General features: G+C 57.7%; 18 protein-coding genes. 6 read left to right on the forward strand and 12 right to left on the reverse strand.

The annotated features are described in order from the left end of the window. The first annotated feature begins 9 nt into the window (after nt 1-9). From HX868_RS06950 to HX868_RS06965, 4 genes are all read left to right on the forward strand, one after another. Nucleotides 10-1,050: a hypothetical protein gene (locus tag HX868_RS06950; RefSeq protein WP_177002374.1), complete on the forward strand. Its 1,041-nt coding sequence runs from the start codon at nt 10-12 to the stop codon at nt 1,048-1,050. Continuing rightward, nucleotides 1,043-2,290: an MFS transporter gene (locus HX868_RS06955; protein ID WP_177002375.1), complete on the forward strand. Its 1,248-nt coding sequence runs from the start codon at nt 1,043-1,045 to the stop codon at nt 2,288-2,290. The genes HX868_RS06950 and HX868_RS06955 overlap by 8 nt, the downstream gene beginning before the upstream one ends. A 100-nt stretch (nt 2,291-2,390) precedes the next feature. Further along, nucleotides 2,391-2,636, forward strand: a complete 246-nt coding sequence (locus HX868_RS06960; RefSeq protein WP_177002376.1) for a hypothetical protein — start codon at nt 2,391-2,393, stop codon at nt 2,634-2,636. Nucleotides 2,637-2,732: 96 nt separating this feature from the next. Further along, nucleotides 2,733-2,987, forward strand: coding sequence for a hypothetical protein (locus tag HX868_RS06965; RefSeq protein WP_177002377.1), 255 nt, complete (start codon nt 2,733-2,735; stop codon nt 2,985-2,987). A 67-nt stretch (nt 2,988-3,054) separates the two neighbouring features. Here the strand turns inward: HX868_RS06965 and HX868_RS06970 are convergent, their stop codons facing one another. The 12 genes from HX868_RS06970 to HX868_RS07025 all read right to left on the reverse strand — a co-directional run bounded on the left by HX868_RS06970 (nt 3,055) and on the right by HX868_RS07025 (nt 23,151). Next, nucleotides 3,055-5,313, reverse strand: coding sequence for a TonB-dependent siderophore receptor (locus HX868_RS06970; protein ID WP_177002378.1), 2,259 nt, complete (start codon nt 5,311-5,313; stop codon nt 3,055-3,057). 357 nt (nt 5,314-5,670) lie between these two features. Next, a complete protein-coding gene (locus HX868_RS06975) occupies nt 5,671-6,642 on the reverse strand; it encodes a peptide ABC transporter ATP-binding protein (protein ID WP_016976250.1) in 972 nt (323 codons plus the stop codon). Then, nucleotides 6,642-7,610 (reverse strand): ABC transporter ATP-binding protein, encoded by a 969-nt coding sequence (locus HX868_RS06980; RefSeq protein WP_017739469.1) that lies wholly within the window; start codon nt 7,608-7,610, stop codon nt 6,642-6,644. The genes HX868_RS06975 and HX868_RS06980 overlap by 1 nt, the downstream gene beginning before the upstream one ends. Nucleotides 7,611-7,620: 10 nt before the next feature. Further along, nucleotides 7,621-8,532, reverse strand: coding sequence for an ABC transporter permease subunit (locus HX868_RS06985; protein WP_033903370.1), 912 nt, complete (start codon nt 8,530-8,532; stop codon nt 7,621-7,623). A 10-nt stretch (nt 8,533-8,542) separates the two neighbouring features. After that, nucleotides 8,543-9,553, reverse strand: coding sequence for an ABC transporter permease subunit (locus tag HX868_RS06990; protein ID WP_016976247.1), 1,011 nt, complete (start codon nt 9,551-9,553; stop codon nt 8,543-8,545). Between the two features lie 76 nt (nt 9,554-9,629). Next, nucleotides 9,630-11,228 (reverse strand): ABC transporter substrate-binding protein, encoded by a 1,599-nt coding sequence (locus tag HX868_RS06995; protein WP_177002379.1) that lies wholly within the window; start codon nt 11,226-11,228, stop codon nt 9,630-9,632. 80 nt (nt 11,229-11,308) lie between these two features. Next, a complete protein-coding gene (locus HX868_RS07000) occupies nt 11,309-12,715 on the reverse strand; it encodes an OprD family porin (RefSeq protein WP_177002380.1) in 1,407 nt (468 codons plus the stop codon). A gap of 170 nt (nt 12,716-12,885) precedes the next feature. Next, nucleotides 12,886-14,463, reverse strand: coding sequence for an ABC transporter substrate-binding protein (locus HX868_RS07005; RefSeq protein WP_371858003.1), 1,578 nt, complete (start codon nt 14,461-14,463; stop codon nt 12,886-12,888). 331 nt (nt 14,464-14,794) lie between these two features. After that, nucleotides 14,795-16,423, reverse strand: a complete 1,629-nt coding sequence (locus tag HX868_RS07010; protein WP_177002381.1) for an ABC transporter substrate-binding protein — start codon at nt 16,421-16,423, stop codon at nt 14,795-14,797. A 258-nt stretch (nt 16,424-16,681) separates the two neighbouring features. After that, nucleotides 16,682-18,283 (reverse strand): ABC transporter substrate-binding protein, encoded by a 1,602-nt coding sequence (locus HX868_RS07015; protein ID WP_177002382.1) that lies wholly within the window; start codon nt 18,281-18,283, stop codon nt 16,682-16,684. Between the two features lie 113 nt (nt 18,284-18,396). After that, nucleotides 18,397-22,026, reverse strand: coding sequence for a dermonecrotic toxin domain-containing protein (locus tag HX868_RS07020; RefSeq protein ID WP_177002383.1), 3,630 nt, complete (start codon nt 22,024-22,026; stop codon nt 18,397-18,399). 414 nt (nt 22,027-22,440) lie between these two features. After that, nucleotides 22,441-23,151 carry an SIMPL domain-containing protein gene (locus tag HX868_RS07025; RefSeq protein ID WP_177002384.1) on the reverse strand — a complete coding sequence of 237 codons (711 nt, stop codon included), beginning with the start codon at nt 23,149-23,151 and terminating at the stop codon, nt 22,441-22,443. A gap of 205 nt (nt 23,152-23,356) precedes the next feature. Between HX868_RS07025 and HX868_RS07030 the strand changes: the two genes are divergently transcribed. Both HX868_RS07030 and HX868_RS07035 read left to right on the forward strand, forming a co-directional pair. Continuing rightward, nucleotides 23,357-24,619: an ATP-binding protein gene (locus HX868_RS07030; protein ID WP_177002385.1), complete on the forward strand. Its 1,263-nt coding sequence runs from the start codon at nt 23,357-23,359 to the stop codon at nt 24,617-24,619. After that, nucleotides 24,612-25,172 carry a response regulator transcription factor gene (locus HX868_RS07035; protein ID WP_177002386.1) on the forward strand — a complete coding sequence of 187 codons (561 nt, stop codon included), beginning with the start codon at nt 24,612-24,614 and terminating at the stop codon, nt 25,170-25,172. Before HX868_RS07030 ends, HX868_RS07035 begins: the two co-directional genes overlap by 8 nt. Nucleotides 25,173-25,197 lie beyond the last annotated feature (25 nt).

Genomic DNA, 25,197 nt, shown 5'->3' on the forward strand with positions numbered 1-25,197 from the left:
AATTCGGCTATGAGTATATCGATAGTTACATTATGCCATTTTCGAGTCGTTAGAGGTCTTTCCAAAGTAGGGGAAGAGGTTGAGATCGCCTATGTAGGTGTCAGTGAGGGTTTAGTTTATGTCGAGCCTTTTATAGAAGGATGTTACTTCGAACGCTCGTCGATAGTAAGTCAGGGCACCTTCGAGTGGAAAGATCTTGAACGTTTTTTGAGGAAAACCAAAAGCGAGTTAGTGGTTATGATGGCTCCTGTACCGACCATAAGCCAATTTGTGTGTAAGGCTGATGTTGTTGGTGTATGTCGTATACACCAGGAGGTCGATGTCTCGCGAGGGTATGATCATATAAAGTGCCAGATATCCAGAAGAGAGGGCAGGCGTAGAAATCAATGTATTGCGCAGGGATTTTATTACAATGTCTCAGCTGAAGATCGTGATTTTTACGAGTTTTATCATTCGATGCATTTGCCAACGATGAGGAATCGTTATGGAGATCTTGCACGAAGTTTGAAGGAAACAGAGGCATATACCAACTTGTTCAAAAAAGGTGTGTTGTTTCGCGTGTACAGAGCTCAGGAGTGGGTCGCGGGGAGTGTTTCGCAAATTGATGAGCCTGGTAGAATACTTAATGCTCGGCTGATAGGCGTTAAAGAGGGGTGTGATATGTATCGCACTGATGGTTCTCAGGGCTTTGTTTATCACTCAATCATAGAGTGGGCGGCCGATAATTCAAATATTGACTGTGTTGACTTTCAAGGCTGCGAGCCATTTTTGACCAAGGGGACATTTCAATACAAAAAGCGTTTTGGCGCGCGCTCAGTTATTCCTAAAAATAAATTTGGTGATTGGCGTTTGCTTATCCGTGTTGCATCGTTAAGCCAATCGGCTCGACATTTTTTAATAAATAATCCTTTCTTGGTGGAAGATGAACGAGGAGGGTTGAACGCACAGTACTGCTTTGATGCAACTAATGGTCCGCGTAAAGATATTCCGTATGCCTCAGAGGGAATAAATGGCGCAGTATATCTCAATTTGGACAGTCTATATGACTAGATTAAAATTAATAATGACGCGGTGGGCAAGGTATTTCAGTCCAGTGGCTTGGGTGCTCGCATCGATTATTTTCATCAATCGAGTGAGTGCCATGGTCAAACTGTTCATGGCGCTGTATCTCCGTCAGGTGCTGGATTTGCCTATTGAGTGGGTCGGTTGGATGTTGTCTGGGTACGGCGCAGGTCTTTTGTTGGGGTCACTAGCGGGTGGGATATTGAGTGACTTTTTTCCAACTGCACGTCTTACTGTTCTGTTGTTATCAGCCTGTAGTATTGCGCTGGCTTCATTAGGGGTCGTGATCGACGTATATCTACTCGCTGGACTGTTGGTGTTGGGGGGGATTTTTGACGGTGCTGTTCGAACACTTCACCAACGTTTGATCATGGAGTATTGCGAAGTCTCGGATAGGCAACGGACGCAGGCGTTGAACCGCGTTGCAGCAAATTTGGGTATGGCAGTCGCCGGTTTGATGGGCGGTATGCTGGCGCAGATTGACTTTCGTTGGTTGTTCTTCATTAGCGCCATATTTATGGTTGTAGGACTTGTCTGGTTTGCACGTACAATTCTGCATCGCGCCGTACGGGTATATGCAAGCACTCCATCAAATAACGGCCAACAGAGCCCTCGCAACAAACAAGATTTTCGTTGGTTAATGGTGGCTACTATTTTTCTCGGGCTTGCCTTCGAACCTGTTTATAGCATGCTCGGCAACTACCTTGCAGACTACTATCAGTTTGGTACAAACGTCATTGGGTGGCAATTTGCACTGAATGCATTATTGATCGTAGTGCTGCAAGTTCCGATTTCTCACTGGACTGAACATTGGGGGGCGCGTCAGCAGATTTTAACAGGCTGCCTGCTTCTGGCATGCGGGCTCGGTATGCTGCCATTTGGATCCGGTCTTTTTTTTGTATCGCTCTCAACAATACTTTGGACTTTGGGAGAAATTTTATTTTTACCGGCGCTCAATATTCTTGTTATGCAATTCGCGCAATCAGGTAAAAGCGGACAGTACTTCGGCATTTTTTCGATGTGCTGGAGCGGTAGTGCTCTGGTATCGCCCACGTTGGGAGGGCAGATTTACGGTATGTTCGGTGGGCACGGTATTTGGATGATCACATCCTTATTGGCTTTGTTTTCAATACCCTTTGTCTATCTGGCCGTCCGTTTCGAACCTCGAGATGCAGAGGGCCTTGTTGTGCCGCATTCCGTGGGCCCAGTAGGAACCACTAAGCGTTGAACATTACAGGAGAAGGATGAAGCTTTTTTGTGGCGAGAGTGGCATATCGGGTCTAGCGTTTCGGGTGCGGGACTTGCCATTGATTGAGAAGGAGAACGCTGTGCCTCGTGTCAAACGCATCATCTGCTGGGTGCTGTTAGCCGGTCTGGGGCTGTCCACGGTCCCGGCCCTGGCGGGCGCTGGCGTTCCGCAATGGAAAGACACCGGCCCGGTCACCAAGAAAAAGCAACAAGAGGTCAACTCCGGCAGTTGGAAGCCCCAAGCCCAGCCCGCGCCGAAGGAAGACCAGGAAAACCCCTACAACGAGGGCGAGGACAGTGAAACCTATGACGACGGCGAAACCTGATGCCTGGCGCAAACCCGGCATCGGGACTAGCGTCAAGGCTGGCGGCGGTAAACGGCTGTCGCGTGGGATTTACCTACTGACTGGACGGAATCAACCATGAGTATTTTTCAACGCGTTGTGTTGTTGATAAAAGTGATGGTGTTGTTGTCGTTGGGAATGTCGTCGGCCTGGGCGCACAACCCGGTGCAGAGCGGTGTTGTGTCGTCGGGACATAGTCAGGATCTGCAACTGGCCAAGTCCGAGGCGGAGCCTGGCGACAAGGGGCAGGGTGGCAGCGAGGACGACGATGACTCCACCACCGACGAGCCGGACAGCGATGATCCGGACGCTGAAGGCGACAGCCAGACGTAGGCTACGTCCATAAGCACATCCGCCCGGCTAGCCGGGCGGAGTACGTTATGCGTTCCAATCGCTTCGATCAGAACGATGTGGTCACCGATGCAAAGTAAGCACGGCCGGGTTCGTTGTAGGTCTGGGCACCCGCGTCCTCGGCATTGCCTTTGCGATACAGGCGCTTGTCCAGCAAGTTGTTGATGCCGACGCGTACGCTGAGGTTTTTGTTGAACTCGTAACCGCTGCTCAAGCCCATCAACCCGTACGGGTCGACATCCTGTTGGGCGCTGCGATCGTAGCTGCTGGCGCTGCGCGAGTTGAGCGTCGGCGATTCCTGCTTGCCGTAATAAGTGCCGCTGACCTGGAACGAGAGTTTGTCGGTGGCTTGCCAGTCCAGCGTGGTGTTGACGGTGTACTTGGGAATGATGCTCAGCGGCTCGCCGGTGTCCTTGTCCTTGGAGTCGATCATGTAGGTCAGGTTGGTGTTCCAGTCCAGGTCGTTGCGCAGGCTCACGAACAGGTTGCCCTCGACCCCCTGCACCAGAGCCGGCCCGCTGTTTTCCCATTGCAGCACACGACGGCCATTGGCCAGGCGGAACGCCGCCTCGTTGCTGGCATTGATCTTGTTCTTGTAGTCATTGCGGAAGTAGGTCGCGCTGGTGCGCCAGGTGCCCTTGTCGTAGGCCAGGCCGATTTCCTTGTTGACGCTGATTTCCGGCTTCAGGTCCCGGTTACCCACCAGATAGCAACCGCCCAGGTTGGCTTCGCTGGCGTTGCACCCGTTGCCACGGCTGTACAGCAAGTAGTTCGGGTTCGACTGGTACAGGTTGGGCGTCTTGTACGCCCGGGCGATACCGCCCTTGAGGCTCAGTTCGTCCGTCAACTGGTGCGAAGCGTTGAGGCTGGGGCTCCAGTTGCCGCCGAACTCTTCATGATCGTCGAAGCGCAGGCCGGGGGTGACGATGGTCTTGCTGCCCACCTCGATGTTGTCTTCGGCAAACAGTGCGTAGCTCGACGCGGTAGTCTTGGTGCTGTTGCGATTGACACCCGGGATGCCCGGCACGCCGCCGGTGCCTGGGTCGTAGGTTTGTGGGCGCAACGAGCCAGGGTCGTTCATCGACTCGTAGAGGTACTCACTGCCCAGCGTCAGCACCTGCTCGGCGCCAAAGCTCAGTGGCAGGTTGACCTCGGCGGTGGCCCGGGTGTTACGCAGGCGCGATTCGAACCGGCCTGCCGTGGCGGAAGGCGCGCCTTCGCCGGAGCCGGCCAAGCCTTCATTGAGGCGCTCGTTGCGGGTCAGGTCGTGAGTCAGCGAGGCGAGGGTGGAACCCCAGTCAAATTCGCCGCGGTGAGTGGCGGAAAAGCTGCTGCGTTGGATCACACTGGTTTCCTTGCCCACCAGGCTGTTTACGAAGTTGCCACCGCCGTTGAGCATGGTGTCGCCGGCGAAGATATTGCCCTGGCGGCTGTAGCTGGCTTCCAGGTCGAGGGTCTGCTCCGGCGTGAATTGCCAACTCAGCAAGCCGTTGACGTCTTTGTTGCGCACGCCTTCGCGGCCGGCCACCAGCGAGTCGGCCGTCGCTTGCTCGGTGCGGTTGATGTCGGAATCGTCGGCGTCGGTCTTGCTCAGGCCGCCGTAGACGCGAAACGCCAGGGAGTCGGTCAACGGGCCGCTGAGGTTGAAGTTGGTGCGCTTGCTCGCGCCTTCGGCGTCGTCTTCGGGAAATGAGGTGTAGGCGGTCAGCGAGCCGTGCAACTGGTCGGTCGGTCGCTTGGTGATGATGTTGACCACCCCGCCCATGGCGCCCGAGCCGTAACGGGCGGCGGCCGGGCCGCGCAGGATTTCGATGCGTTCGACTTCTTCGGCCGGCACCCAGTTGGTTTCACCGCGGGTGTCACGGTCACCGCTCCAGCCGTAACGCACGGCGTTGCGTGAGGTCGACGGCTTGCCATCGATCAGGATCAGGGTGTTTTCCGGGCCCATGCCGCGCAGGTCGATCTGGCGGTTGTTGCCACGGCTGCCGCTGGAACTGTTGCCGGTCAGGTTGACGCCCGGCTCGCGACGGATGATGTCCGACAGGTCGTTGGTGGGCGGGCGCTTCTTGATGTCTTCGGCGGTGATGATCGACACGCCGGGGGCTTGTTTGAGTTCTTCAGCCGCCGTCCCGAGTACGCGGGTGACTTCCAGCTCCAAGGCCTGTGGCGTGCCGTCTACGGGAAGGTCTGTCGCTTCGATCGGTACTTTGTCGCGTTCTTTTTCCAGGGCATCCGCCAGCAGGGCAGGCGAGGAGAAGGCAGCGATAAACGCCAGGGAGAAATGGCTGAGCCTGAATCGAGACGACATGTCCACAAAGTCCTTTAGGGAGGGGCAGTTGAACGAGATGCGCCTGAGTCGCCGTCTTACAGCGAACGTGTATTCAGGCGCTCTCCTTGCGCCGTAATGGTATTGATTCTCAAATAAAAGTAAATTGCATTTACAATCTATACACTTTCAAAATACTGTTTTTCTCATGTTTTCAAGGCGCAAGCCCGCTATAACCAAGGGGTTTGAATGTGTATTTTTTGTTACAAATTGATCGGCAGGCCTCTGCGACGAGCACTGCCTGACGCTCTGTTTGCCCCCCAAAAAACAAAAAAGCCCCTCCGGCCAGACTGATGCGCAATCTGGCGGGAAGGGCTGTGGAACGCTGTGAAACTGAGCTTAAGCCACGAACTGCTCCGCATAGTGGCAAGCCACCTGGCGGTTATCCAAGGCGCGCAGTTGCGGCTCCTCGGTGCTGCACCGTGCTGTCGCATACGGGCAGCGCTTATGGAAGGCGCAGCCAGGCGGCGGGTTCAGCGGGTTGGGCAGTTCGCCGACGATCTTGATCTTCGGCTTGTTCGGGTCCGGGTGGATGGTCGGGGTGGCCGACAGCAACGCCTGGGTGTACGGGTGCAGCGGGCGTGCGTAGATGTCTTCCTTGGGGCCGACTTCCACCGGGCGACCGAGGTACATCACCATCACGTCATCGGCGACGTGCTGCACCACCGCCAGGTTGTGGGAGATGAACACGTAGGCGGTGTTGAACTCCTGCTGCAGGTCCATGAACAGGTTGAGCACCTGGGCCTGGATCGACACGTCCAGTGCGGAGGTGGGTTCATCCGCGACCAGCACTTTGGGTTGCAGCATCATGGCGCGGGCCAGGGCGATGCGCTGGCGCTGTCCACCGGAGAACATGTGCGGGTAGCGCTGATAGTGCTCGGGGCGCAGGCCCACTTGCTTCATCATCGCCTGCACTTTCTCGCGGCGTTCGGCGGCGGACAGGTTGGTGTTGATCAGCAGCGGCTCGCCGAGTTGATCACCGACTTTCTGGCGTGGGTTCAGCGAGGCGTACGGGCTCTGGAACACCATCTGCACGTCTTTGCGCAGTTGCTTGCGCTGGGCCTTGTCGGCGCCGGCGACTTCCTGGCCGGCGATTTTCAAGGAGCCGGAAGACGGCTCTTCAATCAATGTGAGCGCACGGGCCAAGGTGGATTTGCCGCAACCCGACTCGCCTACCACTGCGAGGGTCTTGCCGGCTTCCAGCTCAAAGGACACGCCATTGAGGGCACGCACCAACGCGTGGCCCTTGAACAGGCCACGGGACACTTCGTAGTGACGGGTCAGGTCGCGGGCGGTAAGAACGACGGCCATTACGCCACCTCCTGGTTCAAGGGGTAGAAGCAGCGCGCAAGGCTGTTGGTTTTTGGATCAAGCCCCGGACGCTGGGCACGGCAGGATTCCTGCACATACGGGCAACGCGGTGACAGGAGGCAACCTTGCGGGCGGTCGTAACGACCTGGAACGATACCTGGCAGCGTGGCCAGGCGGGTGGCGCCGAGGCTGTGCTCGGGGATCGCCTTGAGCAGCGCTTCGCTGTACGGGTGCGCCGGAATGTCGAACAGTTGCGGCACCTGGCCGACCTCAACCGCTTGGCCTGCGTACATCACGCACACACGCTGGGCGGTTTCCGCCACGACTGCAAGGTCGTGAGTGATCAGCACCAGGCCCATGTTCTGTTCTTTCTGCAAGGCCAGCAGCAGTTCCATGATCTGCGCCTGGATGGTCACGTCCAACGCCGTGGTCGGTTCGTCCGCGATCAGCAGTTTCGGCTCGCCGGCAATCGCCATGGCGATTGCCACACGCTGGCTCATGCCGCCGGACAGTTGGTGCGGGTAGGCATCCATACGGCTGGCAGCGCCTGGGATTTCTACTTTTTCCAACAGCTCAATGGCACGCTTGCGCGCTTGTTTGCCGGACATTTTCAGGTGCAGGCGCAGCACTTCTTCAATCTGGAAACCCACGGTGTAGCTGGGGTTCAGCGCGGTCATCGGGTCCTGGAACACCATCGCCAGGTCTTTGCCGACGATCTGGCGACGCTGGCGGTTGCTCAGCTTGAGCATGTCCTTGCCGTCGAAGTTCAGCGCGTCGGCGGTGACGATGCCGGGGTGCTCGATCAGGCCCATCAGCGCCATCATGGTCACGGATTTACCCGAACCCGACTCGCCAACGATCGCCAGGACTTCGCCTTTGTCGACCGAAATGTCGAGGCCATCGACCACCGGGACGGCGGTCTTGTCGCCGAAGCGCACGTTGAGATTCTTGATTTCTAACAGTGACATGGGAATCTCCTCAGGCGGCGTTCTTGAGTTTCGGGTCCAGCGCATCGCGCAAGCCGTCGCCCATCAAGTTGATTGCCAGCACGCTGAGCAAAATGGTCAAACCAGGCAAGCTCACTACCCACCAGGCGCGTTCGATGTAGTCACGGGCCGAAGCCAGCATGGTGCCCCACTCCGGGGTGGGCGGCTGTACGCCAAGGCCGAGGAAGCCCAGGGCTGCGGCATCGAGGATCGCCGAGGAGAAGCTCAGGGTGGCCTGTACGATCAGCGGTGCCATGCAGTTGGGCAGCACGGTGATGAACATCAGGCGGGGCAGGCCGGCGCCGGCGAGGCGGGCGGCGGTCACGTAGTCACGGTTCAGTTCGCCCATGACCGCAGCGCGGGTCAGACGGACGTAGGACGGCAGCGACACGATGGCGATGGCGATCACGGTGTTGATCAGGCCAGGGCCGAGGATCGCGACGATGGCAACGGCCAGCAGCAGCGAGGGCAAGGCCAGCATGATGTCCATCAGACGCATGATGGTCGGGCCAAGCAAGCGCGGGAAAAACCCGGCGAAGAGGCCCAGCAGGATGCCCGGAATCAGCGACATCACCACCGACGACAAACCGATCAGCAACGACAGGCGCGAGCCTTGGATAAGACGCGAGAGCAGGTCACGGCCGAGTTCGTCGGTGCCCAGCAGGAACTGGATTTGTCCACCTTCCAGCCACGACGGCGGGGTCAGCAGGAAGTCGCGGTACTGCTCGCTTGGGTTATGCGGTGCAACCCACGGGGCGAAGATCGCGCAGAACACGATCAGCACCATGAACAGCAGGCCGGCAACCGCGCCCTTGTTCTTGGAGAAGGCTTGCCAGAATTCTTTGTACGGGGACGGGTACAGCAGGCTTTGATCGACTGCTGACACTGGAGTAGGTGTGGTCATGGTCATGATCTCAGCGCTGGTGACGGATGCGTGGGTTGGCGAAGCCGTAGAGGATATCCACCACGAAGTTCACCAGGATCACCAGGCAGGCGATCAGCAGGATGCCGTTCTGCACCACCGGGTAGTCCCGCGCGCCAATGGCTTCGATCAGCCATTTGCCGATGCCGGGCCACGAGAAGATGGTTTCGGTCAAAACCGCACCGGCCAGCAGGGTGCCGACTTGCAGGCCGACTACGGTCAGTACCGGGATCAGCGCGTTACGCAGACCGTGCACGAACACCACGCGCGCCGGCGACAGGCCTTTGGCCTTGGCGGTGCGAATGTAGTCTTCACGCAAGACTTCGAGCATCGACGAACGGGTCATCCGCGCGATCACGGCCAGTGGGATGGTGCCGAGCACGATGGCCGGCAGGATCAGGTGGTGCAGGGCGTCGAAGAAAGCCTCCGGCTCGTCCGCCAACAGGGTGTCGATCAGCATGAAGCCGGTGCGCGGCTCGATGTCGTAGAGCAAGTCGATCCGCCCGGACACTGGGGTCCAGCCCAGGCTTACGGAGAAGAACATGATCAGGATCAGGCCCCACCAGAAGATCGGCATCGAATATCCCGCCAGGGAGATGCCCATCACCCCATGGTCGAACAGGGATCCTCGCTTCAAGGCCGCGATCACCCCAGCCAACAGGCCCAGGATACCGGCGAACAACAGGGCGGCCATGGACAGTTCCAGGGTCGCCGGGAAGAGGGCGGTGAATTCAGTCCACACGCTGGTGCGGGTACGCAGCGATTCGCCAAGGTCACCTTGGGCCAGTTTGCCGACGTAATCCAGGTATTGCGCATACAGCGGCTTGTTAAGGCCAAGGCGTTCCATTGCCTGTGCGTGCATCTCGGGGTCGACGCGCCGCTCGCCCATCATGACTTCAACGGGGTCGCCAGGGATCATGCGAATCAACGCAAACGTGAGCAACGTGATGCCGAAGAACGTGGGGATCAGTAACCCCAGTCGGCGGGCAATAAAACTAAACATCTTGTCGTGTACCTCAATCAGCCGGTTAGGCAGGTTCGGCACCGTCAGTGTCGACGGTGCCGAGTGTTTTTCTTATTTACTTCACCTGGGTAGTGGCGAAGTTATTTGTCGTCAGTGGGCTTTGGGTATAACCCTCTACGTTCTTGCGCATGGCGGTGAACATTTTCGGGTAAGCCATGGGAATCCACGGTTGGTCCTTGTCGAAAATGTCCAGTGCTTGTTCATAGAGTGCCGCGCGCTGGGTCGGTTCAGCATCAGCACGGGCCTTGTCGATCAAGTCTTGAAACTCTTTGTTACACCAACGGGCGTAGTTTTCGCCGTTTTTCGCTGCATCGCAACTCAGGTTCGGCGTGAGGAAGTTATCCGGGTCGCCGTTATCCCCCGCCCAACCGGCGGAAACCATGTCGTGCTCACCGTTTTTAGCACGCTTGAGCATTTCGCCCCATTCCATGACTTTGATATTCACCTTCAGGCCAATCTGCGCCAGGTCCGCTTGCATGCGCTGGGCGCCGAGCATCGGGTTAGGGTTGGTCGGGCCGCCGCCGTTACGGGTGAACAGGGTGAACTCGGTACCTTCCGGCACACCAGCTTCCTTGAGCAGGGCGCGGGCCTTATCGAGGTCACGTGGTGGGTTTTTCAGCTTGTCGCTGAAGCCCAGCAGGGTGTTTGGATAAGGGCCGGTGGCATCCACTGCATTGCCTTTGCCGTACAGGGATTCGTTATAGCCTTTCTTGTCGAACGCGATGTTGATCGCGTGGCGTACCCGTGCGTCGCTCATGTACTTGTGGGTGGTGTTCATCGCGGTGTAGGCGGTGGTCATCGCCGCCAGTTCCGACACCTTCAGGTTCGGGTCGGCCTTCATGCTCGGCACGTCATCCGGTTTCGGATACAGCGCGATCTGGCACTCGTTGGCCTTGAGCTTTTGCAGGCGCACGTTGTTGTCGGTGGTAATTGCCAGGATCAGCGGATCAGCCGGCGGCTTGCCACGGAAGTAATCCGGGTTGGCCTTGAAGCGCACCTGGGCGTCCTTGGCATAGCGGGTGAAGATGAACGGCCCAGTGCCGATCGGCTTGGCATTCAGGTCATCGGTCTTGCCGGACTTGAGCAACTGATTGGCGTATTCGGCGGAGTGGATCGAGGAGAACGCCATGGCCAGGTCGGCCAAAAACGGTGCTTCAGGACGGGTCAGGGTAAAGACGACAGTGTAATCGTCGGTCTTCTCTACGCTCTTGAGCAGTTCCTTGAAGCCCATGCTTTCAAAGTACGGGTAGCCCACAGCGGATTTTTTATGCCACGGGTGGTTAGGGTCCAGTTGGCGCTGGAAGCTCCAAAGCACGTCGTCGGCGTTCAGGTTGCGCGTGGGTTTGAAGTAGTCGGTGGTGTGGAACTTGATGTCGTCACGCAGGTGAAAGGTGTAGGTCAGGCCATCGGCGCTGATCTCGGGCAGGTCTTTGGCCAGCGCGGGGATCACTTCAGTGGTGCCGGGCTTGAAGTCCACCAGGCGGTTGAACATGGTCTCGGCGGCGGCGTCAGCGGTCACCGCCGTGGTGTACAGGACCGGGTCGAAACCTTCCGGGCTGGCTTCGGTGCAGACCACCAGTGGTTTGGCCGAAACGCCGATTGCCACGCTCAACAGCGCGGCAGCCATGGCGGCTTGTAGTGGGAGCAATTTCATTCGGAGCCCTCTGCAATCGATGGGACCAGACAAGCGTAGACGGCGGGCTCGTCCTGAGCCCGCCGTCTACCTGGCGCTGATTAAAGAATGTTGAACGGGATGGTGGTGACCAGGCGGAATTCGCGCAGGCTGCCGTCAGACTGGTTCTCGCTGGCGCGGTGCGTTACATAGGTGGCACGCACGGTGGAGGCTTTCAGAGGGCCGCTCTGAACGGCGTAGGAAGTACCAATGCCGTATTCCTGGTGGTGCTCGCCGTTCTGCTTCTGGATGCCGTTGTAAGCGAAGTCTTCTTTGCCGCCATCGCCACGGTAGTGAGTACCATCGATGCCCCAGCCACGGGCCGAGTAGATGTTGAACTTCAGGCCTGGCACGCCGTATTCGGCCATGTTGATGCCGTAGGCAACCTGGAAGGACTTCTCGTTCGGACCGTTAAAGTCGGAAGTCAGGGAGTTGGCCAGGTAGATGCCGTTTGTTTCATGCAGGTAGTCGAAGTACTCGTTACCGTTCACTGCCTGGTACGAGAAGGTCAGGCTGTGAGCCTGGTGGGTCAGGCCGAGCGACAGCGAGTAAGTATCGTTGTCGATGTCACCCATCAACTTTTTGCCTTCGTCGACGGTCTTGTAGTAGTTCAGGCCGGTGGTCAGGCTCAGTACTTGGCTGTCACCCAGCTCATGGGTGGCGCCGAAGTAGTACTGGTTCCAGAAGTCTTCCACGTTGGCGGCGAACAGGCTGGTCTTCAGGCTCTTGAATGGCTGGTAGTTGACGCCCAGGGTACTGACCTTGTCGGTTTCCTGCTTGCCATTGCCGTACTCGCTGCGGAATTTCGAAAGGCTCTGCTCAGTCCGTGGGGATACGCGGTCAAAGACGCCGCCCTGGAACGACAGGTTGCTGAACTCTTCGCTGTTGAAGCTCACACCTTCGAAGCTCGAAGGCAATGCACGGTTGCCGATGGTGTCGACGATGCCGCTGCTGAAGTTCTGGCGACCGGCGGTCAACGTGGTGTTCGACACACGGAACTTGACGTTGGCCAGGCCCAGTTTGCTCCACTGGTCAACGGCGTCGCCGTAGGAGTGGGCCAGGGTGCGGTTGGAGCCGCCGGCGATATCTTTTTGACCACGGATCAATGCAATGGCGTTGTATGCCGCGACTTCAGTCGATACGCCTACTGTGCCTTGGGTAAAGCCCGAGGTGTAGTTGAGAATGGTGCCTTGAGCCCAGTTGTAACGACGGGAGGTAGTGGTCTTGACCTTGTCGCCTTCGTTCTTGGTGTAGGAGAAGCGGTCACCACGGTACTTCATTTCGTTGGAGTACCAGTTACGGGTTGTACCGCCCAGGCTCTGACCGTCGATAAAGCCCTTGGCCTCGCTTTGGGCGCTGGTGCCGGCCAGTGTGGTAGGAACGAAGTCCTGGCTGGCGGATTCAGCATAGGCGGTTGCCGTGATGGTGCTGATGGCCAGGGCCAGAAGCGCTTTGCTGCTCAGTTTCATGGATGAAGCTCCTTTGGTTCTCTTTTTAATGCCGGTCTTTTTTGGTGATCCGGCTATTGGGTGTGTAACTCGTTCAAGCCATTGCAAACGTTTGGCGTAGGAAATTTCCCAACAAAAGGCCGCACGTTTGCAGCAGGGCAGCGTCCGCCCTGCGCAATCCGGTTATTTTCTTATGGGGTGATACTGACGCCCGAGAACACGTTGCGGCCGAAGGGGCTCACTTTGAAACCTTCGACTTTGGCGCTTAACGGCTGGTTGACCGTCGAGTGGGCGACTGGCGTGATCGGCACCTGCTGCTTGAGCAGTTGCTGCGCCTGTTTGTACAGAACAGTCCTTTGTTCGCGGTCGGTCACGACCTTGGCTTGCTTGATCAGCTTGTCGTACGCCGGGTCACACCACATGGAGTAGTTGTTCCCGCCGATGGCGTCGCAGCTGTAGAGGGTGCCCAGCCAGTTGTCCGGGTCACCGTTGTCGCCGGTCCAGCCGATCAGGCTTACATCGTGCTCACCGTTCTTGGTGCGCTTGATGTACTCGCCCCACTCGTAGCTGACGATCTTGACCTTGAGGCCGATCTTGGCCCAGTCGCTTTGCAGCATCTCGGCCATCAGCTTGGCATTGGGGTTGTACGGACGTTGTACCGGCATCGCCCACAGGGTGATCTCGGTGCCTTCTTTCACGCCGGCGGCCTTGAGCAGTTCCTTGGCTTTTTCCGGGTTGTAGGCGGCGTCCTTGATGCTGTCGTCGTAAGACCACTGCGTCGGCGGCATGGCGTTGACCGCCAATTGCCCCGCGCCCTGGTACACGGCGTTCAGAATGCTCTGCTTGTTCACCGCCATGTCCAGCGCCTGGCGTACTTCGAGCTGGTCGAACGGCTTGTGGCGCACGTTGTAGGCGATGTAGCCGAGGTTGAAACCAGGTTTGGTCAGCAGTTGCAGGTTCGGGTCGGCCTTGAGGGCATCGACGTCAGCCGGTCGCGGATGCAGGGTTACCTGGCATTCACCGGCCTTGAGTTTTTGGACCCGTACCGAGGCGTCGGTGTTGATGGCGAAAATCAGCTGGTCCAGCTTGACCTTGCTCGGGTCCCAGTACTGTTTGTTGGCCACATAGCGGATCTGCGAATCTTTCTGATACCGCTGGAATACGAAAGGACCGGTGCCGATCGGCTTCTGGTTGATATCGCTGGGCTTGCCATCCTTGAGCAACTGCTCGGCGTATTCGGCCGACAGGATTGCGGCGAAGCTCATGGCGATGTTCTGGATAAACGCGGCGTCAACCGTGTTCAGGGTCATCACCACGGTGTGCGGGTCGGTTTTTTCGACCTTGGCGATGTTCTTGTTCAGGCTCATCCCGTTGAAGTACGGAAACTCGGTGGGGTAGGCCTTGCGAAACGGGTGATCGGGGTCAAGCATGCGGTTGAAGGTGAACAGCACGTCGTCGGCGTTGAACTCCCGTGTCGGCTTGAATTCCTTGTTGCTGTGGAACTTCACCCCTTCACGCAGGTGAAAGGTGTAAGTCAGGCCGTCTGGCGAAATATCCCACTTGGTTGCCAAAGCAGGGACGACGCCGGTCTCGCCCTTTTCAAACTCAACCAGGCGGTTATACAGCGGCTCGGCCGCGTCGTTGTCGGTGGCGGTGGTGTATTGCGCGGTATCAAAACCGGCCGGGCTGCCTTCCGAGCAGAAGACCAGGCTCTGCTTGTCGGCGGCGTGGCCCATGGTGGCCACAGCCAGCAGGCTGGTGGCAAACATTGCGGATAGTACGGTGGTATGGCGCATGACGATCCCGATCCTTGTTTGTAGTTGTCATCAGCGAGCAACCACCCGGGCGTTCTGCCAGGGTGACATCGCTGATCCCACGCGCAGCAAGTGCCTTTCCGCATTAGGAGCCTCTGCTGTCCTACGACGTTATGGGTCGCGGACCTGGCAGTAAATGCGCCAAATCGGATTGACCTTGTAGGCAACGGCGTCACGCATCGCAGTTCGCTGCTGTAGGAAGCAACGATTGCGGGCGTGGTCTATTTCCTACGGTCCAGGCGGATGCAATAACGGCGACGTTAGGAAACGTCGCCGTCAATGATCCTTACTTGCCGCTGACGCTCACGCCGTAGAAGGAGTTCAAGCCAAACGGGCTGATCTTGAAGTCCTGCACGGTAGAACGCATGGGTTGATACACCGTCGAGTGCGCGATAGGTGTCATCGGGACAGCATCTTTGAGGATATGTTGCGCCTGCTTATACAGCTCGGTGCGTTTGGCGACGTCCGACGTAGCCTTGGCTTCTTTCACGATGCCGTCGAATTTCTTGTCGCACCATTTGGAGAAGTTGTTACCGGACAGCGAATCACAGCCGAACAGCACGTTCAGCCAGTTGTCCGGGTCACCATTGTCACCGCTCCAGCCAATGATCATGGCCTGGTTCTCGCCACCTTTGGAGCGTTTGATGTACTCGCCCCACTCGTAGCTGGTGATCTTCACGTTCAGACCGATCTTCTTCCAGTCGTTCTGCAGCATTTCAGCCATCAGCTTGGCGTTCGGGTTGTACGGACGCTGAACCGGCATGGCCCACAGAACGATTTCGGTACCTTCCTTGACGCCGGCTTCCTTGAGCAGCGACTTGGCTTTCTCAGGGTCGTACTTGGTGTCCTTGATGGTGGTGTCATAGGACCACTGGGTCGGAGGCATGGCGTTGACGGCCAATTGGCCGGCGCCCTGGTACACGGAGTCGATGATCTGCTGCTTGTTCACCGACATGTCCAGCGCCTGGCGTACGCGCAGGTCGGCCAGTGGGTTTGGCTGGTCGCTGCCCTTGACCTTGTCCATGACGTTGTAGGCGATGTAGCCCAGGTTGAAGCCGGCCTGGTTCGGCATTTTCAGGTCTTTGTCTTCGCCCAGCGCCTTCAGGTCGGCCGGACGTGGGAACAAGGTGATCTGGCATTCGTTTTTCTTGAGCTTCTGGATACGTACCGACGGGTCGGTGGTGATGGCGAAGATCAGGTTGTCGATCTTGACGTCTTCAGGTTTCCAGTAGTCTTTGTTGCCGGTGTAACGGATGTTCGAGTCTTTCTGGTAGCTCTTGAACACGAACGGGCCAGTGCCAATCGGCTTCTGGTTGATATCCGAGGCCTTGCCTGCTTTCAACAGCTGGGCGGCGTATTCCGCTGACTGGATCGAGGCGAAGCTCATTGCCATGTTCTGGATGAAAGCGGCGTCCACGGTGCCAAGGGTGAACTTGACGGTGTGATCATCGACTTTTTCGATGTTCTTGATGTTGGTGTCCATCCCCATGTCCGTGAAATACGGGAACTCGGTGGGGGCGGCTTTGCGGAATGGATCGTCCTTGTTGATCATGCGGTTGAACGTGAACAGCACGTCATCGGCATTGAAGGTACGGGTCGGCTTGAAGTACGGGGTGGTGTGGAACTTGACGCCATCACGCAGGTGGAAGGTGTAGGTCAAGCCATCCGGGGACACGTCCCAGCTGGTGGCCAGCCCAGGAACCACAGCAGTGCCGCCGCGTTCGAACTGGGTCAGGCGGTTGAACATGGTTTCGGCCGAGGCATCGAAGTCTGTTCCGGTGGTGTACTGGGCCGGGTCAAAACCCGCCGGGCTCCCTTCGGAGCAGAACACCAGGTTAGTCGCCGCTTGGGCGAAAGGAGCTGCGGCCATAAGGCCAGCGCTAACAATTAACGGAATGACTGCGTGTTTAAGCATGTTGGCCTCATGATTTGTTGTCATTTTTGGTGGTGAGGGCGACCTCGTGAGTCGGCCTGCGGATACTTATGCAGGCGCCATACCCATTGCAAGATGCGGAACCGTTACGAAGGTAAAACAGTGGTACGAACGTACAGGAATGTCGCAATTATGAAAGTTTGTACATATTTGCGCATATTTCGAGGGTTTTTTCGGTGCAGGAGGCGCACCAAAAATGACCAACCGAGGCGTCTAGCGCACTCGGTTGGGGCGTTGCTGTTACTTATCTAGACTCACGCCATAGAACGGCGTCAGGCCGAAGGGGCTGATCTTGAAGTCCTTGACTTCCTTGCGCAGTGGCTGGAAAACCGTCGAGTTCGCAATGGGTGTTATAGGTACTTGTTCCTTAAGGATTTTTTGTGCCTGCTGATACCACTTGATGCGTTGCTCGCGATCATTGCTGACCTTGGCTTGCTGCACCAGCTTGTCGTAGGTCGGGTTACACCATTTGGCGTAGTTGCTGCCCTTGACCGCAGCACAACTGTAGAGCACGCCGAGCCAGTTATCCGGGTCACCATTGTCACCGGTCCAGCCATAAATCATGGCGTCATGCTCGCCGTTTTTGGCGCGCTTGATGTATTCACCCCATTCATAACTGACGATATTGGCCTTGATGCCGACCTTTTCCCAATCCTGCTGGATCATTTGTGCCGACATGCGCGCGTTGGGGTTGGACGCGCGTTGTACGGTCATTGCCCACAGGTTGAGGGTGGTACCGGGTGCAACCCCTGCTTCTTTTAGTAGCGCTTTGGCCTTGGTCGGGTCGTAGGGCGCGTCCTTGATGCTCGGGTCATAAGACCACTGCGCAGGCGGCAGGGCGTTCTGCGCCAATTGTCCGGCGCTCTGGTACACGGCCTTGATGATCGCCGGCTTGTCGATGGCCATGTCCAACGCCTGCCGCACCTTGAGCTGGTCAAGCGGCGGGTGGGTCACGTTGTAGGCCAGGAAACCCAGGTTGAAACCCGCTTGTTGCAAGACGCGCAGGTTCGGGTCCTGTTTCATCACCTCGATATCCGCAGGGCGCGGGTAGCCGCTGACCTGGCATTCGCCGGCCTTGAGCTTTTGTAGGCGCGACGCAGCGTCCGGGGTAATGGCGAACACCAGGTTGTCGAGTTTCACATCCTCGGGTTTCCAATACTGTTGGTTGGCCACATAGCGGATCTGCGAATCCTTCTGGTAGCGCTTGAACACGAACGGCCCGGTGCCCACCGGTTTCTGGTTGATCTCTTCGGCCTTGCCCTGCTTGAGCAGTTGCGCAGCGTACTCTGCGGACTGCACCGAGGCGAAGCTCATGGCCAGGTTCTGCACGAACGACGCATCGACGTTATTCAGGCTGAAGCGCACGGTGTGTTCGTCGAGTTTGTCGACGCGCTTGATCGTGGTGTTCAAGCCCATGTCGGTGAAGTACGGCGACTCGGAAGGGTAGGCCTGGCGAAACGGGCTTTGCGCATCCAGCAGGCGATTGAAGGTAAACAGCACATCATCCGCGTTGAAGTCGCGGGTAGGGGTGAAGAAGTCGGTGGTGTGGAACTTGACGCCATCGCGCAGGTGGAAGGTGTAGGTCAGGCCGTCTTGGGAGATGTCCCAACTCGTCGCCAGGCCAGGTTCGACTTCGGTGCCGCCGCGCTTGAACTGCGTCAGGCGGTTGAACACGGTTTCGGCAGACGCATCAAAATCGGTGCCGCTGGTGTACTGGCTGGGGTCGAAACCAGCGGGGCTGGCTTCGGAGCAGTAGACCAGGGTGCTGGCGGCTTGGGTCATGGGCATAAAGGCTAGCAGGCCGGCGGCGAGGAGCAGCGGTTTTAAGGTGATTCTTTCCATGGAGACCCCTGAAGTGGCAGGCATACGTAACTGCCTAAACGAAAACGGCGGTCACCGAGGTTACCGCCGTTCAGGTGTGTCAGGTAAGGGGCGATTCGCCGGCTTTACGGCTTCTATGAGGCGGAGACCTCGACCGTAGTGGGAGCATCCTTGTCGATTTCATAGGCACTTTCCAACCCGTTACCCTCCCGAATCGTGAAGGTTCTCTTGATGGTTACCTGATAACCAGGGACGTGAGTGAGGTCTTGGTCCGGGTTGGAGAGGTGTCCTTCAGAAATGACATGGACTTTGGTCAGGCCCGTCGACGCGTCGTATTCAATCTGGAACTGGGTATTTTTGGCCCCGAAGTAGTAGCCCTCTTGCAGTTTCACTCCGTTCAAATCAATGACGCCGGGTCCGATAGCGCCTTGATGGGCCACTTCCGAGATGCGGGCCCGTAAATCGGCGTCAGGGATTACGGACTCGAACTGGGCTAACCTTCTTTGGCTGAGAGCGTCTGTCGTGTCTGCTGCGGCATCCAATCGCGTGGTCACGAGCACGCCATTTTCGGTAGTGGTGACGGTGTAAGGGTTGCGATTGAGATCCTTGATGAAGGGGGTCGAGTACTCACTTGTACTGTGTTCCGTAATGTGGGCTTTCTCTTCAGGCGCGACGGCAAATTCAGTGTCTTCGATCTTCCAGGACGCATTGAACTTTCTTTTAATGACCCCGTTTTCTTCAAAATTCGTGCTGGAGAGCTCGAACTGGTTTCCCTCGCTGGCTTTCAATACTTTATCGAGCTTTTCGGCGCCGGCCATTTTTGTACCATCAAGTTCGAGGAACTCACTGGAAAAAGTCGGGGAGACCTTTGGATCATCACTTGGGGTTGGCGAAACCGGGCGTTGCCATGGCCACTTTATGCCGCCATCTGCTGGGGCTCGCACCCATTCACCATTGCGACCAGGATGAACTTTCATCACTGCCCTTCCGGTGCTGGGATTAACAATTGAACTTGTTCCGTCGCCAGCCTTGTAACGGTTTTCGATTTCAAACACCTTGCTTCTGCCCGTTTCATCGGTATAGCGGACAAAGTTCCACCGCTCACCTTCGCTCCCTGTCAATCGATAAACACCCAAGGCATCGGGCTGGACATTGGCGATGTACTCCTCACCTCTAGGCACAACATAGTCGCTCATTTTGACTAGGCTCGACGAAGGCGTCCGGATGCGAGGTGCATCGGGTGCAGGCTGTTTTTCGGGGGGGGCTGATCGTGGTTCTTGAGGTGTGCTTTCCTCGACGTTGACTGAGGTATTTTCTGAAGGTGGCAGTTCTTCTGTAGGCAGTTCGAACGGATCTTTCGCCACCCCACTGGCGCCCGCCGAAAACAAAGTATTGAGCGTGCCATCAAATACTTTCCAAGTGCCGTCCTTGCGTTCTGCCTCGGTGTCGCCCGAAGCGGCTTTTCTCACCCCGAGGACGACTTCAGTGAGACCGGTGGCGACCGCTGCGGCGGCGAAGGGCCAACCTAGAGGCGCCAATTTGGCGAGAAGTTGAGCACCTACCGAGACGTCATTTAGAAAAGTGTCCCAGCGCACCTCGCCGTTGGATTTGATCGCAATGTCGGCATCGCTGCTCATGCGAGTCTTTGCTTCATCCTTCAGATGGGTAAAGACGTCTTCTTCGATTTTGATGTCGCCACGGTCAATGGTTTTACCTTCCCAGCTTTCCCAGTCGCCGCTGGCCAGGTGAGCCAAAGATGAGTCAACACCGTATTTGCCAAAAATGCCGCCCTCCTGGCGGTTATAGGAAGAAAAGTGCGATGCCAGGGCCTCGCGTTTTTGTGGGTCCTTGGCTTGATCGACCACCCACTCGTCCATTTTCTTCAGCGAATCAAAGCGCAAAAATGCTGGGTTGGCGCCAGGGATGTAGAGAATTTGCCTTCCGTCCCGGCGGTTGTTCAGATAGTTGTATTGGTTGTCATCCAGGTCGGCGAATCGAATGATATTGCTCGGGTACCCGTTGATGTCGAAGGCATGCGCCCGTAGTTTGCCTTTTGCAGGCGCCTCAGCCTGCAATTGCTCAAGGGTCACCGGAGCGTTTTCATCTACGGGAACGTTGGACACGGCCTCCATGATCAAACTGTAGTCATCGCGGGTGAATTTTTGTTCGTCGGGTTGCAGTGCCTGTTCGGTTTTCGATTTGGCCTCAAAAGCTTTTAATTGCTGGCGTGCCTTATCGACGAATGTGCCCTTCGCCACTGAGCGAAATTCACTTTCGTGGCTCGTCCAGAACTCGCTGATTTTCTTGTCCGCAATACCCTGGAAATTGGCAGCCTTTACGCCCTTCATAAAGACCGACGGGCTGAATGGGAATTCGTTGTGCGCACCGTATCCCTTGTTCTTGCTTTGGCCTGGGCCTTCGGTGTAGATCCCGCCGTTCACATCAAGCTCGCCAGGAAGCTGGTCATGCCATGAGAAATTACTCATCACAGCTTCTGTCAGCGTTCTGGACTGATGAGGTTCCTCATTGGGATGCTCCCACCCAGAGCGTGCACGGGACTCTGTGACGCCGCCGTGGAACTGATGTAGGTACAGTTTGTCGGCATCCAATGGTTCAAGTTTGGCCAACTGATCTGCGGACAAATGCTCCCTGAGGATTTTCTCAGCCAGTTGTTTTGCCTCTGCCCGCAGGTTTGGCATCGCTTCTGTCACGGCACTTGCCTGCTTTGTGTAAGCGAGTTTGGCAGGGGCCTGGGTATAGAACGTTTCGGCAGCAGCGCGTTGGGTTTCAAGGGCTTGAATCGATTGTGTTTCTTTTAGAGGGGCGCCGAAGGATTTCTGGCTGTTCAACTGCTCAATACGCTGCTTGCTCTGATCGGCATTGGCGGTATTGCGTTCACCATAAAACTTGGCGACCACCTTCATTGATGCCCCGATGAATCCAGTGCCGAAGGCCAGGCTAAGTAATTGATTGGGGGCGGGCGCAATGACTTTGGCCACGTCGAGCAAAGGCCCTGCAATTTGTCTCCAGCCTGATGTATCGGTCAACACAAACTGTTTCTCAACCCCGTCGACCTTCGCTGACAGTGTGCCCGTGGAGGGCACGATTTTCACCGTCGAGGGGTCGATTTTCTGCTCACGCATCCAGTTCTGGACAGCCGGGCCTTCAAACAGATTGCGATAGAGCTCCAGCCATTGGCCCAGGACGGTCTGGTGCGGTATCGAGATCAACGCCACGGGTTCGCCGGCGACCTTTTTCTGCCATTGGCGAGTAAACCCTTCTACCAGGTCCGCATCACCCGGCGCTGCGGGATAGGCGCTGGCATCATGGCGTTTGTAAACCTCTGCAACTGCACGCTGTTGCTCGGCCAGCGCCTGATCCCCACGTATGGAGGGGGATCGATAGGCATCCGTTTGCCCGACCTGCGGGAAGGTGCGGGTGCGTTCAAGTTCGTCCGTGGTAGCCCGTGTCAGGTCTGGCAAACCGTAGAAGTGTGCAACTTTCCCCAGTTCAAATGTAGTGCTGAAGGCATCGTTATAGTGAACGGTATCCCCGCCACCGCTGGCGAGCACTTTGCCTGCCGACAGTATGGGGCCCGCGACAGCCGCCCATCCGGAGTTGTCGGTGAGGTTGAAAGTCACGCGCTGGTGATTCAAACCCACCGAAATTGAGTTGCTGTCGGGAAGAATGACGATGCTCGCCGGGTTAATGCCCTTGCTTTTGATCCAGTCTTGAAAGTCAGGGGCTTTCAGCGCAATTGCCATTTGGGTTCGCCATTGCCCCAGGGTGGAGTTCGGGGGGATTTGAACCGGAGTGGCATACTCTCCTCTTGTGGACTTGAGGGCGCTGAGGAAGTTTTGTACCAACTGGCTATCGCCTTGAGTGCGAGAGTCAGGCGGTGTGGCGGAACTTGGCGAATTGTCTACGCGAGTTTCAGGTTCGGGGCGGAGGGTAGGAGATGGTTGCTGGGATACGATGGAGGGTGTCATCTTTGGAGTTCTCGTCATGGGTTTGAATACACGTCCGCAGATCACTCCTTGTCAGTCTGTGGCTATCCATGTGTGTCGCAAACTGGACGAATAATTCCATGATGAGGCGCTCTGTCAGTTACCGCTGATGACAGCGGATGAAAAACGGCGCGTACCTGAGGACGCGCCGTCTTTGTGTTCGTAGGACTTTTACTGAAGTACTTCAATGACCCCGTCTGCCGACATGCTGACCTGACTGGTGCCCGCTTCCACTTCAGGCGTGGGGGCTGAATCCGCCATGGCGGCTTTCATCATCATGCCGCCACGGGCGTAGGGCTGTGGATAACCATTGGTGTTGAAGTTCAGGTTGACGATCTTGTAGCCCTTGCCGCCGAGCGCATCGGTAGCCAGTTGCGCACGCGCCTTGAAGGCGGCGACCGCGTCCTTGAGCAGCGCATCTTCGCTGGCCTTGCGGGTGGTGTCGGCGATAGCGAAGTCCATGCTGTCCATTTTCAGGGTATTCAGCAGTTCGCCGGTGAGCTTGGACAGTGCTGGGAAGTCCGCGCTTTCCAGGCGCAGTTCAGCGCGTTCGCGCCAGCCGGTGATCTTCTGGTTCTTGTTGTCGTAGATCGGGTAGCTGTTGCGGCTGCCCTGGCGCAGGGTCACGCCTTTGACTTCTCGCGCCTGGCCGAGCGCCTTGTTCATGGTGGTGGTGATTTCAGCGGCGAGCTTGGCCGGGTCGCTGTTCTGGGATTCGGTGTACAGCGTCACGATCATCTTGTCGCGGGCCACCTCCTGGCTGACCTCGGCGCGCAGGGAAATCTGGTTGTAGTTCAGTGCGTCGGCGGCCAGTGCTGGCAGGCTGACCAGGGTGCCGACGCTGAGGGTGAGGGCCGCTGCACTGCGAGTGAAACGAGACATGGAAGCTCCTTGAGATAGTCGTGTTGGGTATGACTGTAGACGGTGGCATCGGGTTCTTCGGGTTTACACATTAGCTACAAGTTGTGGTGATGCCGACGAACGGTCGTTTGCCCGGCCTGCGGCAAAGAGCCACACGCGCCGTGCCGGCCCGCCTGCTTCGTTTATACTCCTGCCGATCCGCCTGCAGCGCTCACCGGGAGAGCACATGCTCGCCGCCGTAAAACTGACTTCCGCCACTCGCCAGAACCTCTGGCGCCTGACGTTCATCCGTACCCTGGTCCTGGCCGCACAGGCCGGCTCCGTCGGGCTCGCCTATTGGTTCGACCTGCTGCCGCTGCCGTGGCTGCAACTGGGTGTGACCCTCGGTTTCTCCACCGTGCTCTGTGTGTTCACCGCGATCCGGTTGCGCACTACCTGGCCGGTGACCGAGCTGGAATACGCCCTACAGTTGGCCTGCGATCTGTTTATCCACAGTGTGTTGCTGTATTTCTCCGGTGGTTCCACCAATCCGTTTGTTTCGTATTACCTAGTGCCACTGACCATCGCTGCCGTGACTTTGCCGTGGCGCTATTCGGTGGTGCTGTCGGGCATCGCCTTGACGCTCTATACCTTGCTGCTGGCGCGCTTCTACCCGCTGCAAACCTTCCCGATCGCCCGGGAAAACCTGCAGATCTACGGGATGTGGCTGAGTTTCGCCCTGTCCGCTGCGGTAATCACCTTCTTCGCCGCGCGCATGGCTGAAGAGCTGCGCCGCCAGGAAGAGCTGCGCGCCATCCGCCGTGAGGAAGGCCTGCGCGACCAACAACTATTGGCCGTCGCCACCCAAGCCGCCGGCGCCGCCCATGAGCTGGGCACACCCCTGGCCACCATGAGCGTGCTGCTCAACGAAATGACCCAGGACCACCACGACCCGGCGCTGCAAGAAGACCTAGGCGTGCTGCGCGAGCAGGTCAAGCAATGCAAGCAGACCTTGCAGCAACTGGTGCGCGCCGCCGAAGCCAATCGCCGCCTGGCGGTGGAGATGCAGGACGTGACCCAGTGGCTCGACGAAGCCCTGAACCGCTGGCATCTGATGCGGCCCGAAGCCAGTTATCGTTTCAACCTGCTGGGCCAGGGCACCGTGCCGCGCATGGCGCCGCCGCCGGACCTGACACAAGCGCTGCTCAACCTGTTGAACAACGCTGCCGACGCCTGCCCCGAAGGCCTGGGCGTACAGTTGGACTGGGACGCCGAAGACGTCACCATCAGCATTCGTGACCACGGCGCGGGCGTGCCGCTGGCCATTGCCGAGCAGATCGGCAAACCCTTCTTTACCACCAAGGGCAAAGGTTTCGGCCTCGGCCTGTTTTTGAGCAAAGCCAGCGTGACCCGCGCGGGCGGCTCAGTGAAGCTCTATAGTCATGAGGAAGGGGGTACGCTCACCGAGCTGCGCCTGCCCCGTGTCGCACGAGGAGATATCGATGAGTGACGAGATCCAAGTCGAAGGCGAAGAACTGCCGCACCTGTTGCTGGTAGATGACGACGCCACCTTTACCCGCGTGATGGCGCGCGCCATGAGCCGTCGCGGTTTTCGTGTTAGCACTGCCGGTTCCGCCGAGGAAGGCTTGACCATTGCCCTGGCCGACCTGCCGGACTACGCCGCGCTCGACCTGAAAATGGATGGTGACTCCGGCCTCGTGCTGCTGCCCAAGCTGCTGGAACTCGACCCGGAAATGCGCGTGGTGATCCTCACCGGTTACTCCAGCATCGCCACGGCCGTCGAGGCGATCAAGCGCGGCGCCTGTAACTACCTGTGCAAGCCGGCGGATGCCGACGACGTACTGGCCGCGTTGCTCTCCGAGCACGCCGATCTCGACACCTTGGTGCCGGAAAACCCGATGTCGGTGGACCGCTTGCAGTGGGAGCACATCCAGCGCGTGCTGACCGAACACGAAGGCAATATCTCCGCCACTGCCCGTGCCCTGGGCATGCACCGCCGTACCTTACAGCGCAAGCTGCAGAAGCGTCCGGTACGGCGCTGAACAGCGTCGTATCAAACCTGAGCGC

This window comes from Pseudomonas reactans, from assembly GCF_013385825.1.
Classification (GTDB): domain Bacteria; phylum Pseudomonadota; class Gammaproteobacteria; order Pseudomonadales; family Pseudomonadaceae; genus Aquipseudomonas; species Aquipseudomonas reactans.

What these genes read in the sequence shown, in the direction of transcription:
- HX868_RS07030 (WP_177002385.1), top strand. Translation starts at nt 23,357, where the DNA reads ATGCTCGCCGCCGTAAAACTGACTTCCGCCACTCGCCAGAACCTCTGG.
- HX868_RS07025 (WP_177002384.1), bottom strand. Translation starts at nt 23,151, where the DNA reads ATGTCTCGTTTCACTCGCAGTGCAGCGGCCCTCACCCTCAGCGTCGGC.
- HX868_RS07015 (WP_177002382.1), bottom strand. Translation starts at nt 18,283, where the DNA reads ATGGAAAGAATCACCTTAAAACCGCTGCTCCTCGCCGCCGGCCTGCTA.
- HX868_RS06990 (WP_016976247.1), bottom strand. Translation starts at nt 9,553, where the DNA reads ATGTTTAGTTTTATTGCCCGCCGACTGGGGTTACTGATCCCCACGTTC.
- HX868_RS07005 (WP_371858003.1), bottom strand. Translation starts at nt 14,463, where the DNA reads ATGTTTGCCACCAGCCTGCTGGCTGTGGCCACCATGGGCCACGCCGCC.
- HX868_RS06965 (WP_177002377.1), top strand. Translation starts at nt 2,733, where the DNA reads ATGAGTATTTTTCAACGCGTTGTGTTGTTGATAAAAGTGATGGTGTTG.
- HX868_RS06970 (WP_177002378.1), bottom strand. Translation starts at nt 5,313, where the DNA reads ATGTCGTCTCGATTCAGGCTCAGCCATTTCTCCCTGGCGTTTATCGCT.
- HX868_RS06955 (WP_177002375.1), top strand. Translation starts at nt 1,043, where the DNA reads ATGACTAGATTAAAATTAATAATGACGCGGTGGGCAAGGTATTTCAGT.
- HX868_RS07000 (WP_177002380.1), bottom strand. Translation starts at nt 12,715, where the DNA reads ATGAAACTGAGCAGCAAAGCGCTTCTGGCCCTGGCCATCAGCACCATC.
- HX868_RS06975 (WP_016976250.1), bottom strand. Translation starts at nt 6,642, where the DNA reads ATGGCCGTCGTTCTTACCGCCCGCGACCTGACCCGTCACTACGAAGTG.
- HX868_RS07020 (WP_177002383.1), bottom strand. Translation starts at nt 22,026, where the DNA reads ATGGCAATTGCGCTGAAAGCCCCTGACTTTCAAGACTGGATCAAAAGC.
- HX868_RS06995 (WP_177002379.1), bottom strand. Translation starts at nt 11,228, where the DNA reads ATGAAATTGCTCCCACTACAAGCCGCCATGGCTGCCGCGCTGTTGAGC.
- HX868_RS06985 (WP_033903370.1), bottom strand. Translation starts at nt 8,532, where the DNA reads ATGACCACACCTACTCCAGTGTCAGCAGTCGATCAAAGCCTGCTGTAC.
- HX868_RS06950 (WP_177002374.1), top strand. Translation starts at nt 10, where the DNA reads ATGAGTATATCGATAGTTACATTATGCCATTTTCGAGTCGTTAGAGGT.
- HX868_RS06980 (WP_017739469.1), bottom strand. Translation starts at nt 7,610, where the DNA reads ATGTCACTGTTAGAAATCAAGAATCTCAACGTGCGCTTCGGCGACAAG.
- HX868_RS07035 (WP_177002386.1), top strand. Translation starts at nt 24,612, where the DNA reads ATGAGTGACGAGATCCAAGTCGAAGGCGAAGAACTGCCGCACCTGTTG.
- HX868_RS07010 (WP_177002381.1), bottom strand. Translation starts at nt 16,423, where the DNA reads ATGCTTAAACACGCAGTCATTCCGTTAATTGTTAGCGCTGGCCTTATG.